At 52.8% G+C, this 17,420-nt stretch carries 16 protein-coding genes; all 16 read left to right on the plus strand.

The annotated features are described in order from the left end of the window. The first annotated feature begins 241 nt into the window (after positions 1 to 241). The 16 genes from atpI (at position 242) to pstS (ending at position 17,378) form a co-directional block, all read left to right on the plus strand. On the plus strand, positions 242 to 622 hold the full coding sequence (gene atpI, locus IM295_RS15550; protein ID WP_008500194.1) for a F0F1 ATP synthase subunit I: 381 nt from the start codon (positions 242 to 244) through the stop codon (positions 620 to 622). A gap of 8 nt (positions 623 to 630) precedes the next feature. After that, a complete protein-coding gene (gene atpB / locus IM295_RS15555) occupies positions 631 to 1,446 on the plus strand; it encodes a F0F1 ATP synthase subunit A (RefSeq protein ID WP_028014916.1) in 816 nt (271 codons plus the stop codon). 49 nt (positions 1,447 to 1,495) lie between these two features. After that, positions 1,496 to 1,735: a F0F1 ATP synthase subunit C gene (gene atpE, locus IM295_RS15560; RefSeq protein ID WP_000429386.1), complete on the plus strand. Its 240-nt coding sequence runs from the start codon at positions 1,496 to 1,498 to the stop codon at positions 1,733 to 1,735. 48 nt (positions 1,736 to 1,783) lie between these two features. After that, complete coding sequence (atpF, locus tag IM295_RS15565; RefSeq protein ID WP_003862370.1) at positions 1,784 to 2,254, plus strand: F0F1 ATP synthase subunit B; 471 nt, start codon at positions 1,784 to 1,786, stop codon at positions 2,252 to 2,254. A 14-nt stretch (positions 2,255 to 2,268) separates the two neighbouring features. Continuing rightward, positions 2,269 to 2,802: a F0F1 ATP synthase subunit delta gene (gene atpH, locus IM295_RS15570; protein ID WP_003862369.1), complete on the plus strand. Its 534-nt coding sequence runs from the start codon at positions 2,269 to 2,271 to the stop codon at positions 2,800 to 2,802. Positions 2,803 to 2,814: 12 nt separating this feature from the next. Next, positions 2,815 to 4,356, plus strand: coding sequence for a F0F1 ATP synthase subunit alpha (atpA, locus tag IM295_RS15575; RefSeq protein ID WP_003862367.1), 1,542 nt, complete (start codon positions 2,815 to 2,817; stop codon positions 4,354 to 4,356). Between the two features lie 51 nt (positions 4,357 to 4,407). Next, positions 4,408 to 5,271 (plus strand): F0F1 ATP synthase subunit gamma, encoded by an 864-nt coding sequence (gene atpG, locus IM295_RS15580; protein ID WP_003862364.1) that lies wholly within the window; start codon positions 4,408 to 4,410, stop codon positions 5,269 to 5,271. A 31-nt stretch (positions 5,272 to 5,302) separates the two neighbouring features. Then, positions 5,303 to 6,685 carry a F0F1 ATP synthase subunit beta gene (atpD, locus tag IM295_RS15585; RefSeq protein WP_003862362.1) on the plus strand — a complete coding sequence of 461 codons (1,383 nt, stop codon included), beginning with the start codon at positions 5,303 to 5,305 and terminating at the stop codon, positions 6,683 to 6,685. A gap of 20 nt (positions 6,686 to 6,705) precedes the next feature. Beyond that, positions 6,706 to 7,125 (plus strand): F0F1 ATP synthase subunit epsilon, encoded by a 420-nt coding sequence (locus IM295_RS15590; protein ID WP_003862360.1) that lies wholly within the window; start codon positions 6,706 to 6,708, stop codon positions 7,123 to 7,125. A gap of 138 nt (positions 7,126 to 7,263) precedes the next feature. Next, positions 7,264 to 8,634, plus strand: a complete 1,371-nt coding sequence (gene glmU / locus IM295_RS15595; RefSeq protein ID WP_045631290.1) for a bifunctional UDP-N-acetylglucosamine diphosphorylase/glucosamine-1-phosphate N-acetyltransferase GlmU — start codon at positions 7,264 to 7,266, stop codon at positions 8,632 to 8,634. Positions 8,635 to 8,857: 223 nt separating this feature from the next. Continuing rightward, a complete protein-coding gene (gene glmS / locus IM295_RS15600; protein ID WP_193050940.1) occupies positions 8,858 to 10,687 on the plus strand; it encodes a glutamine--fructose-6-phosphate transaminase (isomerizing) in 1,830 nt (609 codons plus the stop codon). A 443-nt stretch (positions 10,688 to 11,130) separates the two neighbouring features. Then, a complete protein-coding gene (locus tag IM295_RS15605) occupies positions 11,131 to 11,712 on the plus strand; it encodes a chaperone-usher fimbrial major subunit (protein ID WP_047366742.1) in 582 nt (193 codons plus the stop codon). Positions 11,713 to 11,782: 70 nt separating this feature from the next. Continuing rightward, positions 11,783 to 12,469 (plus strand): fimbrial chaperone, encoded by a 687-nt coding sequence (locus IM295_RS15610; RefSeq protein WP_047366741.1) that lies wholly within the window; start codon positions 11,783 to 11,785, stop codon positions 12,467 to 12,469. A 17-nt stretch (positions 12,470 to 12,486) separates the two neighbouring features. Continuing rightward, entirely contained in the window at positions 12,487 to 15,009 is a 2,523-nt protein-coding gene (locus IM295_RS15615) for a fimbria/pilus outer membrane usher protein (RefSeq protein ID WP_193066917.1), read from the plus strand. A 9-nt stretch (positions 15,010 to 15,018) separates the two neighbouring features. Beyond that, positions 15,019 to 16,092 (plus strand): fimbrial protein StgD, encoded by a 1,074-nt coding sequence (stgD, locus tag IM295_RS15620; RefSeq protein ID WP_059357492.1) that lies wholly within the window; start codon positions 15,019 to 15,021, stop codon positions 16,090 to 16,092. Between the two features lie 245 nt (positions 16,093 to 16,337). Then, on the plus strand, positions 16,338 to 17,378 hold the full coding sequence (gene pstS / locus IM295_RS15625) for a phosphate ABC transporter substrate-binding protein PstS (RefSeq protein WP_028014923.1): 1,041 nt from the start codon (positions 16,338 to 16,340) through the stop codon (positions 17,376 to 17,378). The last annotated feature ends 42 nt before the right edge of the window (positions 17,379 to 17,420 follow it).

A 17,420-nucleotide genomic window follows, 5' to 3' on the forward strand; every position in this document is an offset into this window, starting at 1 on the left:
TTGTAGTCAACGTTTTCGCGCTGTTTGCAGTTTTGCTCGAAGGTCGGTGCTTTCTACGAAAGTTAAAAAATAGCGCTGGGGAAAAATATTTAAACATTTATTCACCTTTTCGCTACTTAATGTTTGAAATCACGGGTACGCACCGTATAATTTGTCCGCTTTTTGATGCTTGACTCTGAGCCTTAAAGGACGTTTTATACGACACGCGGCATACCTCGAAGGGAGCAGGAGTAAAAACGTGATGTCTGTGTCGCTCTTGAGTAGAAACGTTGCTCGTAAGCTTCTGTTCATTCAGTTTCTGGCTGTGATAGCAAGTGGACTGCTGTTTAGCCTCAAAGACCCCTTCTGGGGCATTTCCGCCGTGTGCGGGGGTTTGGCGGTCGTGCTGCCAAACGTGTTGTTTATGATTTTTGCCTGGCGTCATCAGGCGCATACACCCGCCAAAGGCCGCGTGGCCTGGTCCTTCGCCCTAGGCGAAGTGTGTAAGGTGTTGCTGACCTTTGCTCTACTGGTGATGGCGCTGGCGGTTTTGAAAGTGGTATTCATGCCGCTGATAGCAACGTGGGTTTTGGTGCTGGTGGTACAAGTTCTGGCTCCAGCTGTAATCAATAACAAAGGGTAAAAGGCATCATGGCTTCAGAAAATATGACGCCGCAGGATTACATAGGTCACCATCTGAATAACCTTCAGCTGGACCTGCGTACATTCTCGCTGGTGGATCCACATAACCCCCCGGCCACCTTCTGGACGATCAACATCGACTCCATGTTCTTCTCGGTGGTTTTGGGTCTTCTGTTCCTGGCCATGTTCCGCAGTGTTGCTAAAAAAGCGACCAGCGGTGTTCCAGGGAAATTCCAGACGTTCGTTGAGATGATCATCGGCTTCGTCCATGGCAGCGTGAAAGACATGTACCATGGTAAGAGCAAGCTGATTGCTCCGCTGGCCCTGACCGTGTTCGTTTGGGTCTTCCTGATGAACCTGATGGACCTGCTGCCAATTGACCTGCTGCCGTTCATCGGCGAGCACATCTTCGGCCTGCCTGCGCTGCGTGTTGTACCGTCTGCGGACGTGAACATCACCCTGTCGATGGCGCTGGGCGTGTTTATCCTGATTCTTTTCTACAGCATCAAAATGAAAGGCGTAAGCGGCTTTGTGAAAGAGCTTACCTTGCAGCCGTTCAACCACTGGGCGTTTATTCCGGTCAACCTGATCCTGGAAGGCGTTAGCCTGCTGTCCAAACCTGTTTCACTGGGTCTGCGACTGTTCGGCAACATGTATGCGGGTGAGCTGATTTTCATTCTGATCGCGGGTCTTCTGCCGTGGTGGTCACAGTGGGTTCTGAATGTGCCATGGGCCATTTTCCACATCCTGATCATTACGCTGCAAGCCTTTATCTTCATGGTTCTGACGATCGTCTATCTGTCGATGGCGTCTGAAGAGCACTGATTTTTTACCAACACTACTACGTTTTAATTGAAACAAACTGGAGACTGTCATGGAAAACCTGAATATGGATCTGCTGTACATGGCTGCCGCTGTGATGATGGGTCTGGCGGCTATCGGTGCTGCGATCGGTATCGGCATCCTCGGAGGTAAATTCCTGGAAGGCGCAGCGCGTCAACCTGATCTGATTCCTCTGCTGCGTACTCAGTTCTTTATCGTTATGGGTCTGGTGGATGCTATCCCAATGATCGCTGTAGGTCTGGGTCTGTACGTGATGTTTGCTGTCGCGTAGTAGTTGTTTTAAAACCCCAAGCCACAGAAATTTAAGAGGTATTGTGCTGTGAACATGAACGCAACAATCCTCGGCCAGGCCATCGCGTTTATTCTCTTTGTCTGGTTCTGCATGAAGTATGTATGGCCGCCTTTAATGGCTGCCATCGAAAAACGTCAGAAAGAAATTGCTGACGGTCTGGCTTCCGCAGAACGCGCTAAGAAAGATTTGGACCTTGCACAGGCCAACGCGACAGACCAGCTGAAAAAAGCGAAAGCTGAAGCTCAGGTAATCATTGAACAGGCTAACAAGCGCCGTTCTCAGATCCTGGACGAAGCCAAAGCTGAAGCAGAACAGGAACGTACTAAGATCGTGACACAGGCTCAGGCTGAAATTGAAGCTGAGCGTAAACGTGCTCGTGAAGAACTGCGTAAGCAGGTTGCGATTCTGGCTGTTGCTGGCGCCGAGAAGATCATCGAACGTTCCGTGGATGAAGCTGCTAACAGCGACATCGTGGACAAACTTGTCGCTGAACTGTAAGGAGGGAGGGGCTGATGTCTGAATTTGTTACGGTAGCTCGCCCCTACGCCAAAGCAGCTTTTGACTTTGCTGTCGAACACCAAAATGTCGATCGCTGGCAGAATATGCTGGCGTTTGCCGCTGAGGTGACGAAAAACGAACAAATGGCCGAGTTGCTTTCCGGTGCGTTAGCGCCTGAAACCCTCGCCGCGTCGTTTATCGCCGTGTGCGGAGAGCAACTGGATGCCAACGGCCAGAACCTGATTAAGGTCATGGCAGAAAATGGTCGTCTCCGTGTGCTCCCGGATGTTCTCGAGCAGTTTGAGCACTTACGTGCCCTTAGTGAAGCAACTGCAGAAGTCGAAGTGACTTCCGCGACTGAACTGAGTGACGAACAGCTTGCGAAAATCACCGCCGCGATGGAAAAACGTCTGTCACGCAAAGTTAAGCTGAATTGCAAAATCGATAAGTCTGTAATGGCAGGCGTAATCATCCGCTCGGGTGATATGGTCATTGATGGCAGCGTACGCGGCCGTCTTGAGCGCCTTGCAGACGTCTTGCAGTCTTAAGGGGACTGGAGCATGCAACTGAATTCCACCGAAATCAGCGAACTGATCAAGCAGCGCATTGCTCAGTTCAATGTTGTGAGTGAAGCTCACAACGAAGGTACTATTGTTTCTGTAAGTGACGGTGTTATCCGCATCCACGGCCTGGCCGATTGTATGCAGGGTGAGATGATTTCCCTGCCGGGTAACCGTTACGCTATCGCACTGAACCTGGAGCGCGACTCCGTAGGTGCAGTTGTGATGGGTCCATACGCTGACCTCGCCGAAGGCATGAAGGTTAAGTGTACTGGCCGTATTCTGGAAGTGCCGGTTGGCCGTGGCCTGCTGGGTCGCGTTGTTAACACCCTGGGTGCGCCAATCGACGGTAAAGGTCCGGTTGAGCACGATGGCTTCTCCCCAATCGAAGTTATCGCACCAGGCGTTATCGACCGTCAGTCCGTTGATCAGCCAGTGCAGACTGGTTATAAGTCCGTTGACGCCATGATCCCAATCGGTCGTGGTCAGCGTGAACTGATCATCGGTGACCGTCAGACCGGTAAAACCGCGATGGCAATCGACGCCATCATCAACCAGCGTGACTCCGGCATCAAATGTGTGTACGTGGCTATCGGCCAGAAAGCGTCCACCATTTCTAACGTGGTTCGTAAACTGGAAGAGCACGGCGCACTGTCTAACACCATCGTTGTGGTAGCAACCGCGTCTGAATCTGCTGCACTGCAATACCTGGCGCCATACGCCGGTTGCGCAATGGGCGAATACTTCCGTGACCGCGGTGAAGATGCGCTGATCGTATACGATGACCTGTCTAAACAGGCTGTTGCTTATCGTCAGGTTTCCCTGCTGCTCCGTCGTCCACCAGGACGTGAAGCATTCCCGGGCGACGTATTCTACCTCCACTCTCGTCTGCTGGAGCGTGCTTCCCGCGTTAACGCGGAATACGTCGAGAACTTCACCAAAGGTGAAGTGAAGGGTAAAACAGGTTCTCTGACCGCGCTGCCGATCATTGAAACCCAGGCGGGTGACGTTTCTGCGTTCGTTCCGACCAACGTAATCTCCATTACCGATGGTCAGATCTTCCTGGAAACCAACCTGTTTAACTCCGGTATTCGTCCGGCGGTTAACCCGGGTATCTCCGTATCCCGTGTGGGTGGTGCTGCTCAGACCAAGATCATCAAGAAACTGTCCGGTGGTATCCGTACCGCGCTGGCACAGTATCGTGAACTGGCTGCGTTCTCTCAGTTCGCATCCGATCTGGACGAAGCAACCCGTAAACAGCTGAGCCACGGTCAGAAAGTGACCGAGCTGCTGAAGCAGAAACAGTACGCTCCAATGTCTGTTGCTCAGCAGGGCCTGGTACTGTTCGCGGCTGAACGCGGTTACCTCGAAGATGTGGAACTGGCGAAAATCGGTAGCTTTGAAGCCGCTCTGCTGGCTTACGTCGACCGTGATCACGCTCCGCTGATGCAAGAGATCAACCAGACCGGTGGCTATAACGACGAAATCGAAGGCAAGCTGAAAGCTATCCTCGATTCCTTCAAAGCAACCCAATCCTGGTAATCGTCCGGCGGCTTGTCTCAGGGCAAGCCGCCTGGCATTGAGGAGAAGCTCATGGCCGGCGCAAAAGAGATACGTAGTAAGATCGCAAGCGTCCAGAACACGCAAAAGATCACTAAAGCGATGGAGATGGTCGCCGCTTCCAAAATGCGTAAATCGCAGGATCGCATGGCGGCCAGCCGTCCTTATGCAGAGACCATGCGCAAAGTGATTGGTCACCTTGCAAACGGTAATCTGGAATATAAGCACCCTTACCTGGAAGAACGCGACGTTAAGCGCGTGGGCTACCTGGTGGTGTCGACTGACCGTGGTCTGTGTGGCGGCTTGAACATTAACCTGTTCAAAAAACTGCTGGCGGATATGAAAGGCTGGTCTGATAAAGGCGTTCAGTGCGATCTGGCACTGATTGGCTCTAAAGGCGTCTCTTTCTTTAACTCCGTTGGTGGCAACATTGTCGCTCAGGTGACCGGTATGGGTGATAACCCGTCCCTGTCCGAACTGATCGGCCCGGTTAAAGTGATGTTGCAGGCCTACGATGAAGGCCGTCTGGACAGACTGTACGTTGTCAGCAACAAATTCATTAACACCATGTCTCAGGTTCCAACGCTCACTCAGATGCTGCCGTTACCGGCATCAGAAGATGACGAGCTGAAGCAGAAAGCCTGGGATTACCTGTATGAACCCGATCCGAAACCGCTGCTGGATACCCTGCTGCGTCGTTACGTTGAATCTCAGGTTTATCAGGGCGTTGTAGAAAACCTGGCCAGCGAGCAGGCCGCACGAATGGTGGCGATGAAAGCCGCGACCGATAATGGCGGCAGCCTGATTAAAGAGCTGCAGTTGGTTTACAACAAAGCTCGTCAGGCCAGCATTACTCAGGAACTCACCGAGATCGTCTCGGGGGCCGCCGCGGTTTAACCAGGTTTACGAATTACGTAGAGGATTCAAGATGGCTACTGGAAAGATTGTCCAGGTAATCGGCGCCGTGGTGGACGTCGAGTTCCCTCAGGACGCCGTACCACGCGTGTACGACGCGCTTGAGGTACAGAATGGTAACGAGAGCCTGGTGCTGGAAGTTCAGCAGCAGCTCGGCGGCGGTATCGTGCGTACCATCGCCATGGGTTCTTCCGACGGTCTGCGTCGTGGTCTGGAAGTTAAAGACCTTGAGCACCCGATCGAAGTGCCTGTAGGTAAAGCAACGCTGGGTCGTATCATGAACGTATTGGGTCAGCCAATCGACATGAAAGGCGACATCGGTGAAGAAGAGCGTTGGGCTATCCACCGCGCGGCACCTTCCTACGAAGAGCTGTCCAGCTCTCAGGAACTGCTGGAAACCGGCATCAAAGTTATCGACCTGATGTGTCCGTTTGCGAAGGGCGGTAAAGTTGGTCTGTTCGGTGGTGCGGGTGTAGGTAAAACCGTAAACATGATGGAGCTGATCCGTAACATCGCGATCGAGCACTCCGGTTACTCCGTGTTTGCGGGCGTAGGTGAACGTACTCGTGAGGGTAACGACTTCTACCACGAAATGACCGACTCCAACGTTCTGGACAAAGTATCCCTGGTTTACGGCCAAATGAACGAGCCACCAGGAAACCGTCTGCGCGTTGCGCTGACTGGTCTGACGATGGCTGAGAAATTCCGTGACGAAGGCCGTGACGTTCTGCTGTTCGTTGATAACATCTATCGTTACACCCTGGCCGGTACCGAAGTATCTGCACTGCTGGGTCGTATGCCTTCAGCGGTAGGTTATCAGCCTACGCTTGCGGAAGAGATGGGTGTTCTTCAGGAACGTATCACCTCTACCAAAACCGGTTCTATCACCTCCGTTCAGGCGGTATACGTACCTGCGGATGACTTGACTGACCCATCTCCAGCAACCACCTTTGCGCACTTAGACGCAACCGTGGTACTGAGCCGTCAGATCGCGTCTCTGGGTATCTACCCGGCCGTTGACCCGCTGGACTCCACCAGCCGTCAGCTGGATCCACTGGTTGTTGGCCAGGAACACTACGACACCGCGCGTGGCGTACAGTCCCTGCTGCAGCGTTACCAGGAACTGAAAGACATCATCGCCATCCTCGGTATGGATGAGCTGTCTGAAGAAGACAAACTGGTGGTAGCACGTGCGCGTAAGATCCAGCGCTTCCTGTCCCAGCCGTTCTTCGTTGCGGAAGTATTCACCGGTTCTCCGGGTAAATACGTTTCCCTGAAAGACACCATCCGTGGCTTTAAAGGCATCATGGAAGGCGAATACGATCACCTGCCAGAGCAGGCGTTCTACATGGTTGGTTCCATCGAAGAAGCCGTGGAAAAAGCCAAAAAACTTTAACGCCTTAATCGGAGGGTGATATGGCAATGACTTACCACCTGGACGTCGTCAGCGCAGAGCAACAAATGTTCTCTGGTCTGGTCGAGAAAATCCAGGTAACGGGCAGTGAAGGTGAACTGGGTATTTTCCCGGGTCACGCACCGCTGCTCACCGCCATTAAGCCTGGTATGATCCGCATCGTTAAACAGTTCGGTCACGAAGAGTTTATCTATCTGTCCGGCGGCATTCTTGAAGTGCAGCCTGGCAGTGTGACCGTTCTGGCCGATACCGCTATTCGTGGCCAGGATCTCGACGAAGCGCGAGCCCTGGAGTCGAAGCGTAAGGCTGAAGAGCACATTAACAGCTCTCATGGCGACGTGGATTACGCTCAGGCGTCTGCGGAGCTGGCCAAAGCGATCGCGAAACTGCGCGTTATCGAGTTGACCAAAAAAGCGATGTAACACCGGCTTGAAAAGCACAAAAGCCAGTCTGGATACCAGACTGGCTTTTTTTTTCATCCTTAATTCATGATGAAAAAGATGTAGAATTTTAGGCATCAAACGTTTTTACTTCTCACTCAAACTACCGTCAGGATGCGTATGTCAAACAGTGCGATGAGCGTGGTGATCCTTGCCGCTGGCAAAGGTACCCGCATGTATTCCGATCTGCCTAAAGTGCTCCACACGCTGGCAGGAAAGCCAATGGTGCAGCATGTCATTGATGCAGCGAATGAACTAGGTGCCCGTCAGGTTCACCTGGTCTACGGCCACGGCGGCGATCTGCTTAAAAAGACGCTGAGCGATGATGCGCTCAACTGGGTGCTTCAGGCTGAACAGCTGGGTACCGGTCATGCGATGCAGCAGGCTGCGCCATTCTTTGCCGATGACGAAGATATTCTGATGCTCTACGGTGATGTTCCGCTGATTTCCGTTGAAACGCTGACTCGCCTTCGTGCAGCCAAGCCGCAGGGCGGCATCGGTTTATTGACCGTTGTGCTGGACGATCCAACGGGCTATGGCCGTATCACGCGTGAAAACGGCAACGTAACGGGTATCGTTGAACATAAAGATGCCAGTGATGAACAGCGCAAGATTCAGGAGATCAACACCGGCATCCTGATTGCCAATGGCGCTGACATGAAGCGCTGGCTCTCTCAGCTCGACAACAATAACGCGCAAGGTGAGTACTACATCACCGACATCATTGCGATGGCGTATCACGAAGGGCGTGAGATCGCCGCCGTTCATCCGGCGCGCATCAGCGAAACGGACGGCGTGAATAACCGCCTGCAGCTTTCCCGTCTTGAGCGTATTTATCAGTCCGAGCAGGCAGAGAAGCTGCTGCTTGCTGGCGTCATGCTGCGCGATCCGGCGCGTTTCGATTTGCGCGGCACCGTGTCTCACGGGCGCGACGTTGAGATCGATACTAACGTTATTCTTGAAGGCAACGTCACGCTGGGCAACCGTGTCAAAATTGGCGCCGGCTGCGTGATTAAAAACAGCGTTATCGGCGACGACTGCGAAATCAGCCCGTACAGCGTGGTGGAAGATGCTCACCTTGAAGCAGCGTGTACCATCGGCCCGTTTGCGCGTCTGCGCCCGGGCGCTGAGCTGCTGGAAGGCGCGCACGTGGGCAACTTCGTGGAAATGAAAAAAGCGCGTCTGGGTAAAGGCTCGAAAGCCGGTCATTTGACCTATCTGGGCGACGCGGAGATTGGCGATAACGTGAATATTGGTGCAGGAACCATTACCTGTAACTATGACGGCGCCAATAAGTTTAAAACCATCATCGGCGATGACGTGTTCGTGGGCTCGGACACGCAGCTGGTGGCACCGGTTACCGTGGGTAACGGCGTGACCATTGCCGCCGGCACGACCGTCACGCGCGACGTAGCGGATAACGAGCTGGTGTTAAGCCGCGTGCCGCAGGTACACAAGCAGGGCTGGAAACGCCCGGTGAAGAAAAAGTAACAACAAGGCGGGTGGCGCTACGCTTACCCGCCTACGATTGAGTAGGCCTGATAAGGCGTAGCCGTCATCAGGCAAACCCGGGAGAGGAGATAAATATATATCTCCCCCCACAAGCAGTACCCATAAAAATAACCCCACTCTCTACAAGGCTCGGGGCGCCCGGAAAGGGTAAATACAGGTCAGCGACAACGCAGGCATAATGCCTAAATTCGGAATCTAAAATATGTGTGGAATTGTTGGCGCAGTTGCGCAGCGTGATATTGCTGAAATCCTTCTCGAAGGTTTACGTCGTCTGGAATACCGTGGTTACGACTCTGCCGGTCTGGCTGTCGTGGATGCAGAAGGGCATATGACCCGCCTGCGTCGCCTCGGTAAAGTGCAGATGCTGGCTCAGGCCGCGGAAGAACATCCGCTGCACGGTGGTACTGGTATCGCGCACACCCGCTGGGCGACGCACGGCGAACCGTCTGAAGGTAACGCGCACCCGCATGTGTCTGAACACATCGTGGTGGTGCATAACGGCATTATCGAAAACCACGAACCGCTGCGCGAAGAACTGAAAGCGCGCGGCTATACCTTCGTCTCTGAAACCGACACCGAAGTGATTGCTCACCTGGTTCACTGGGAGCTGGCACAGGGCGGTACGCTGCGTGATGCGGTGCTGCGCGCTATCCCTCAGCTGCGCGGTGCGTATGGTACGGTGATCATGGACTCCCGCGATCCATCTACCCTGCTGGCCGCGCGTTCCGGTAGCCCGATGGTTATCGGTCTGGGCATGGGTGAAAACTTTATCGCCTCCGATCAGCTGGCGCTCTTGCCGGTCACCCGTCGCTTTATCTTCCTGGAAGAGGGCGATATCGCCGAAGTGACTCGCCGCAGCGTGACCGTCTTCGATACCAAAGGCGAGCAGGTGAAGCGTCAGGAGATCGAATCTAACCTGCAGTACGACGCGGGCGACAAAGGCGCTTACCGTCACTACATGCAGAAAGAGATCTACGAGCAGCCAAACGCCATCAAAAATACCCTGACCGGGCGCATTAGCCACGGCGAGGTGGATCTGAGCGAGCTGGGGGCAAACGCCAACGAACTGCTCGGCAAGGTTGAACATATTCAGATCGTAGCCTGCGGTACCTCATATAACTCCGGTATGGTCTCTCGCTACTGGTTTGAATCCCTGGCGGGCGTGCCGTGCGACGTGGAAATCGCGTCTGAGTTCCGCTATCGCAAATCTGCGGTGCGTCGTAATAGCCTGATGATCACCCTTTCCCAGTCCGGCGAAACGGCGGATACGCTGGCAGCGCTGCGTCTGTCTAAAGAGCTGGGTTACCTGGGCTCTCTTGCCATCTGTAACGTTCCGGGCTCTTCCCTGGTGCGTGAATCCGATCTGGCGCTGATGACCAAAGCGGGCACCGAAATCGGCGTGGCCTCCACCAAAGCGTTTACCACTCAGCTGACCGTTCTGCTGATGCTGGTGGCGAAGCTGGCGCGTCTGAAAGGCGAAGATGCTTCCGTTGAGCACGACATCGTTCACGGTCTCCAGGCGCTGCCGAGCCGTATTGAGCAGATGCTGTCTCAGGACAAACGCATTGAAGCGCTGGCGGAAGATTTCTCTGACAAACATCACGCCCTGTTCCTGGGTCGTGGCGATCAGTACCCTATTGCGCTGGAAGGCGCACTGAAGCTGAAAGAGATCTCCTACATCCACGCGGAAGCCTATGCGGCAGGCGAGCTGAAGCATGGCCCGCTGGCGCTGATTGACGCGGATATGCCGGTCATTGTTGTCGCACCGAACAACGAACTGCTGGAAAAACTGAAATCCAACATCGAAGAGGTGCGCGCCCGCGGCGGCGTGCTGTACGTCTTCGCTGATAAAGATGCCGGTTTCGTCAGCAGCGACAACATGCACATCATCGAGATGCCGCATGTGGAAGAGGTGATTGCACCGATCTTCTACACCGTTCCGCTGCAGCTGCTGGCTTACCACGTGGCGCTGATCAAAGGCACCGACGTTGACCAGCCGCGTAACCTGGCGAAATCAGTCACCGTAGAATAATCCCTTCTGTTAATGGCTACACGACGTGTAGCCATTTTTTCCTTACTTTTTTCTCATCAGCTTTCGCGTTGCTATTAATTCTCTTATTCTGACGTATTTCGTTACTTTATTGTGTGAATAATGACCGAAATTACGTCTAAGCATTAGTATTCTCTATTTTGATCACTAAACGATCAGTTTTTATTAACGGAATCCTAAAAATGGTTTGTTTATAAAAGATGTGTCCTTTTTATGTGTATACTGAAAAGGAATATTAATGATAAAGCAAAAATAATATTATATTTGTTTTTCTCTATTATTATTCCAGCTATGGCTCGTCATTATTCCATTAATTTAACCCCCCCCCTTGAAGATCATTCTTCCCGAAGAATATTATTTCATCGCATTTGGGATGGCGTTGTCTTTATGATAAACGCAATATTGATTTAATTAATGGAGTTATCATGAAAAATAATGGAATTACGGTGGCGATTGCACTCGCATCGGCGTTAATGGCAGGACAATCATTTGCTGCGGATGGTACGGTTCATTTCCGCGGAGAGGTTATTGATTCAACGTGTGAAGTGACGCCTGATACCGCCGATCAGACGGTGAATATCGGCCGCGTTGCCAAAACGACGTTCTCCGGCATTGACTCAACGGCGTCAGTAAAAGATTTCCATATTAAACTGGAGAAATGCCCTGCAACCTATACTCAGGCAGCAGTTCGTTTTGACGGAACAGAAGATAAAGACACCATCGGCAAAGGATATTTGTCTATTGGCACGCCTGTTAACGGTGAAGCGGATACTGACGGTATTTACACCGGCGAAGGTGAAGCCGTTACGGCTACCGGCGTTGCAATCAAGCTCTTCAACCTGAACGATGATACGGCGATCCCGCTGTATAACAATTCAAATTATGTTGCTATCACCGACGGCAAAGCGGACATGGGCTTTAAAGCGAAGTTTGTGCAGACGCTGGCTACGGTTACGCCGGGTACAGCGAACGCGGATTCCCAGTTCACCATTGAATACCTGAAATAATCTTCAGCTGTTCGCCAGGAGCCTGTTTTATCCTTTTTGCAGGCTCCTCCACAGGATGTGAGGATAACTGATGTATTTACGGCGTTTGTTGACTCTGTTCATCATGCTCTCTTTTTCATTTTTAACACCCTTGTCGACGGCTGGCGTCATTATTGGCGGAACCCGCGTTGTTTATAGTAGCGATAAATCCGATGCGACAATTAGCATAAAAAATAACGAAGCGACCACGCCTTATCTCATACAGACGTGGGTCGATCCTTTTAAAGGCGATACAGCGTCGAATAAACCTCCTTTTACCGTTATTCCGCCGGTTTCAAGGCTGGAGGCCGGGCAGGAGAAAGTATTGCGCATCATGAAAGTGAAGGGCGAACTGCCTCACGATCGGGAATCGCTGTTCTGGCTCAACATCAAAAATATTCCACCGTCCAGTTCAAACCCCAATTCGCTCGAAATTGCGATTAAGACGCGGATAAAACTTTTTTGGCGTCCGGCGACCCTGAATATCACGCCTGAACGGGCTGCGGCGAAGGTTAAATGGCGTGTTCAAAACCGGCAGCTCGTGATTGAAAATCCGAGCCCGCTACATATTAACGTTATGAATGTCACCGTCGATAAAAAAGACGTTCCCTTAAACATCATTCCCCCTTTTGACACCGTGCGTTTGCCGCTTCCGGAAGGGATTAACGGCCACGCGCTGGTCTGGCGTTTCGTTAACGATTTTGGGGCAATCAGTCAGGAAATTCACGTCACGCTGTAAACATAGGGATGTTTGATATGGGGTGTTTCCGTTTTTTCATTGCGCTGGCCTCGGGGGTATCTCTCGGCTTTTCAGGCGTGACGCTGGCAAAAGATATCTTTAACCCTGCGCTTCTTGAAATTGACCATCCGGTGGATGTTGATATCCACCAGTTTAACCGCGCCAATACGTTACCTGCGGGCTCTTATAAGGTTGATATTCATGTTAACGATGAGTTTATCGATAGCCGGGAGGTCACCTTTATTGAAGATAAGGCTGGCGATAGGCTGCATCCCTGTTTTAAGCACGTCAGGACGGTGCTTGCGGAGCTCGGGGCTAAGGTAGCGGCGATCGGTTCGCTGGATCGCCTGGACGAAAACGCCTGTGTGGACCCTACCCCGCTGATCCCTGGCGCCACATGGACGTTCGATACCGATAAGCTGCTGCTCAACGTCACGCTGCCGCAGATTTACATTGATACCACCGCCCGCGGCACCATCAATCCTGCCCGCTGGGATGAAGGTATTAATGCGTTGATGATGAACTATGACTTTTCTGGCTCCAGCACGTTGCAGTCTGATGATGACGACAATAGCGATTTCTACTATCTGAACCTGCGAAACGGGGCGAACATTGGCGCGTGGCGTTTACGCAATTACAGCACGCTAAACATCATTGACGGTCATTCGGATTACCATTCCATCAGCACCTATGTGCAGCGAAACCTCGCGACGTTACGCAGCCAGATCATGCTGGGTGATACCTGGACCGCGAGCGATGTCTTCGACAGTACCCAGGTGCGCGGCGTGCGCCTGTATACCGATGATGAAATGCTTCCTTCCAGCCTGACGGGCTTTGCGCCGGTCGTCCGGGGCGTAGCGAAAAGCAATGCGACGGTGATTATTCGGCAGAATGGCTACGTCATTTATCAATCTGCCGTGCCGCAGGGACCGTTTGCGCTTAAAGATTTAAACACCACCAGCTCCGGCGGCGACCTGGACGTGACCATCAAAGAAGAAGACGGCAGTGAGCAACACTTCACGCAGCCCTACGCCTCGCTGGCCATCCTCAAGCGTGAAGATCAGACCGACGTTGATATCAGCGCGGGTGAACTGCGCGATCAAAGCGAATTCCAGCCCAACGTTTTTCAGGCGCAGGTTCTGCACGGCTTTCCTGCCGGGATAACGGTATACGGTGGCGTGCAGGCCGCGGAAGCGTATCGCTCGGCAGCGGTGGGGGTCGGCAAAGATTTGGGCACAGTTGGCGCGTTTTCCGTCGATATCACCCAGGCACGCGCGCAGTTTACGGACGAGAACTCAGAGGAGTCCGGCCAGTCCTGGCGTTTTCTCTATTCGAAACGGTTTGATGAGACGGATACCACGCTGAGGCTGGTGGGGTATCGCTACTCAACACAGGGCTACTACACCCTCAATGAATGGGCGTCACGCCAGAACAGTCAGCGCGATTTCTGGGTAACGGGCAACCGACGCAGCCGGCTTGAAGGGACCTGGACGCAGAATTTCGGCGATGGCATGGGGAACATTTATCTCACGCTGAGCCGCCAGCAGTACTGGAAAACCGACGAAGTTGAACGCCTGGTTCAGCTTGGCTACAGCAATGTCTGGCGGTCGCTTTCCTGGAACCTCTCCTGGAACTACAGCGATTCCATCACCACGGCGCAGAGCGCGGAGTATTCAGATAGCGACGATCGAGAAAGCGAACAGGTTTTTATGCTGTCGTTCTCCGTGCCGCTGTCAGCATTGCTGCCGGACAGCTATGTGAGCTACGGCCTCACGCAGAACAACAGCGGAAAAGGAATGCACCAGCTTGGCCTGAACGGTACGGCGCTTGATAACCGTAATCTCTCCTGGAACCTCCAGCAGTCCTGGGATGCGGATGACAGTGTGTACAGCAGCAGCGCGGGGGTGGGATATGACGGAACCTATGGTTCGGTTAACGGCAGCTATGACTACAACCAGGACAGCCAGCGGCTCAACTACGGCGCGCGCGGCGGGATCCTGCTGCATGGCGATGGAGTGACGTTCTCGCAGGAGATGGGCGAAACCGTGGCGCTGATTAAAGCACCCGGTGCAGCCGGTCTGGCAATGGAAAACGGCACCGGTACGGCAACCGACTGGCGAGGCTACACCGTTCAAACGCAGCTTAACGCTTACGATGAAAACCGTGTGGAAATTGAGAGCGGCTATTTTGAAAAAGCGAACGTCGAGCTGGAGAACAGCGTGCTTAACGTCATCCCCACGCGAGGTGCGGTAGTGCGGGCGGAATTTATCACCCACGTTGGCTATCGCGTGCTCTTTGAGGTCACACAGGCCAACGGCAAACCGGTTCCCTTTGGCGCAGTGGCGTCTGCCGAACTGGCGACGGGCAGCGTGTCGGGCATTACCGGCGAGAATGGCGAACTGTATCTTTCGGGCATGCCGGAAGAGGGAACGTTCACGCTGAAGTGGGGGAGTGAAAAGACAAAACCTTGCAAGGTCCATTATCAGTTCCCCAAACCAACGGGTGTTGAACTGGTTCAAACAGCGGTCGTGTGCCAATAGGGAAATGAGATGAAACGACGTATCACTTTTATAGCAGTTGCCATGCTGCTTTTTACCCCTTTTTCCCACGCCGCGACGACAGAAGGCGGGGTGTGTTTCGCCATCGGCGGCACCTATATTTTCAATCTGAATCTTAACGGGGCAGAAATACCGGCAGATAAAAACCAGGCGGGAACCGAGGTGCGCGATCTAACGACCCTGCAATCGCCTTCCCAGTATAAACTGGGATGTAACTGCCTGAGCCATTTCACCACAACGTATCGTAGCGTCTACTTCACCGCACGTTCGCCCTTAAGCGTTAATACCGTTAAAAACGGATATACCTACTACAGGTTGAACGATCACCTCAGTATTGCGTCCTCCATTCACGTGCTGGGACGTGACTATCTCCCCGTTCCCTTTGAAGCCGAGCCCAACCGGGTGACATCTGGTATTTACTGCTATGCCTCCGGTGAAGAAGGCTCAGAGGCAACGCTTGATACCGGCTCTCAGGTAAAATTATCGTTTTTAATCGACAAGCCCTTTATTGGAAAAGTTACCGTTCCGGGTACGACGATTGCCACGCTCTACGGCGGTATTGATGAAGCGTCCTCTGTGGCAAGCACCGAGAAGCTCGCCGAAATAAAAATTGCCGGAGACATCGTGGTACCGCAAAACTGCGAGATTGCGCCGGGTCAGTCGCTGGAAATTGATTTTGGAAAAATTCCCGCCAGCGCGTTTTCCGCCACCAAAGGCGAGGCGGTCGGTAGCCGCAAAATCCGCAAGATGATTCAGGTGAAATGTACCGGCATGCTGGATGAGAACATCGTCCGATCCGCTTTCCATGCCGATCCCGTTGACGCTGACGGCACGATGATGAAAGTGAACGGCAATGATGATGTAGGGATCGTTATTTATGATAAATGGGACCGCGTCGTCAACGTCAATGGGGGGAGCATGGAGATGGATATGGGAGCCAACCAGGGGGGCGCCGAAGTTAACTCGCTCACCTTCTCTGCCGCTCCGGCCAGCGCGACGGGGAGTATTCCGAAGCCCGGCGCCTTTGAAGCCTGGGCAACCCTGACCCTCGAAATTCAAAATTAATGACAACGGCTGTTTATGACAGCCGTTGTCATATTCACATCTTTGAACCAGGCTTAACGCATCTCAGTGTGACATTATCATGACAGGGATATGATTTTATTTGTATTAAAATCATTACCTTAACTCAAACACGTTGATTGTCATAAAACTGTCATATTTCGTACATTTATCTGTCACCTGTTTGTCCTATTTTGCTCATCGTAGCCACTTAAACAATGATTTACGAAATCCTTGCAGGAGACATTATGAAAGTTATGCGTACCACTGTCGCAACTGTTGTCGCCGCGACCTTATCTCTGAGCGCTTTCTCTGCTTTTGCAGCAGCAAGCCTGACTGGCGCTGGTGCAACCTTCCCTGCGCCGGTGTATGCCAAATGGGCGGATACCTACCAGAAAGAAACCGGTAACAAGGTTAACTATCAGGGTATCGGCTCCTCCGGTGGCGTAAAACAAATTACCGCGAATACCGTTGATTTCGGCGCATCCGACGCACCGCTGTCTGATGAAAAACTGAATCAGGAAGGCCTGTTCCAGTTCCCGACCGTGATCGGCGGCGTTGTGCTGGCCGTTAACATCCCTGGCCTGAAATCAGGCGAGCTGGTGCTGGACGGCAAAACCCTGGGCGACATCTACCTGGGCAAAATCAAAAAATGGGATGACGAAGCCATCACTAAGCTGAACCCGGGCGTTAAGCTGCCTTCGCAGAACATCGCTGTGGTTCGCCGCGCTGACGGCTCTGGTACCTCCTTCGTGTTCACCAGCTACCTGGCAAAAGTGAACGAAGAGTGGAAATCGAAAGTCGGCTCCGGCTCTACCGTTAACTGGCCAACCGGTCTGGGCGGTAAAGGTAACGACGGCATCGCTGCCTTCGTACAGCGTCTGCCGGGCTCTATCGGTTACGTAGAATACGCTTACGCTAAGCAGAACAACCTGGCTTACACCAAACTGGTTTCTGCTGACGGCAAACCGGTTAGCCCAACTGAAGAGAACTTCGCTAACGCAGCGAAAGGCGCTGACTGGAGCAAATCCTTCGCACAGGATCTGACTAACCAGAAAGGTGACAACGCGTGGCCAATCACTTCTACAACGTTCATTCTGATTCACAAAGATCAGAAGAAACCAGAGCAAGGTACTGAAGTGCTGAAGTTCTTTGATTGGGCATACAAAAACGGCGGCAAACAGGCTAACGACCTGGATTACGCCAGCCTGCCAGACAGCGTGGTTGAGCAGATTCGTGCTGCATGGAAAACCAACGTGAAAGACAGCAGCGGTAAAGCATTGTATTAATTTAGCATTCTGACGAAAATGGCGGGTGGCGCTTGCGCTTAC

The organism is Enterobacter cloacae complex sp. P14RS, from assembly GCF_014895895.1.
Taxonomy (GTDB): domain Bacteria; phylum Pseudomonadota; class Gammaproteobacteria; order Enterobacterales; family Enterobacteriaceae; genus Enterobacter; species Enterobacter bugandensis.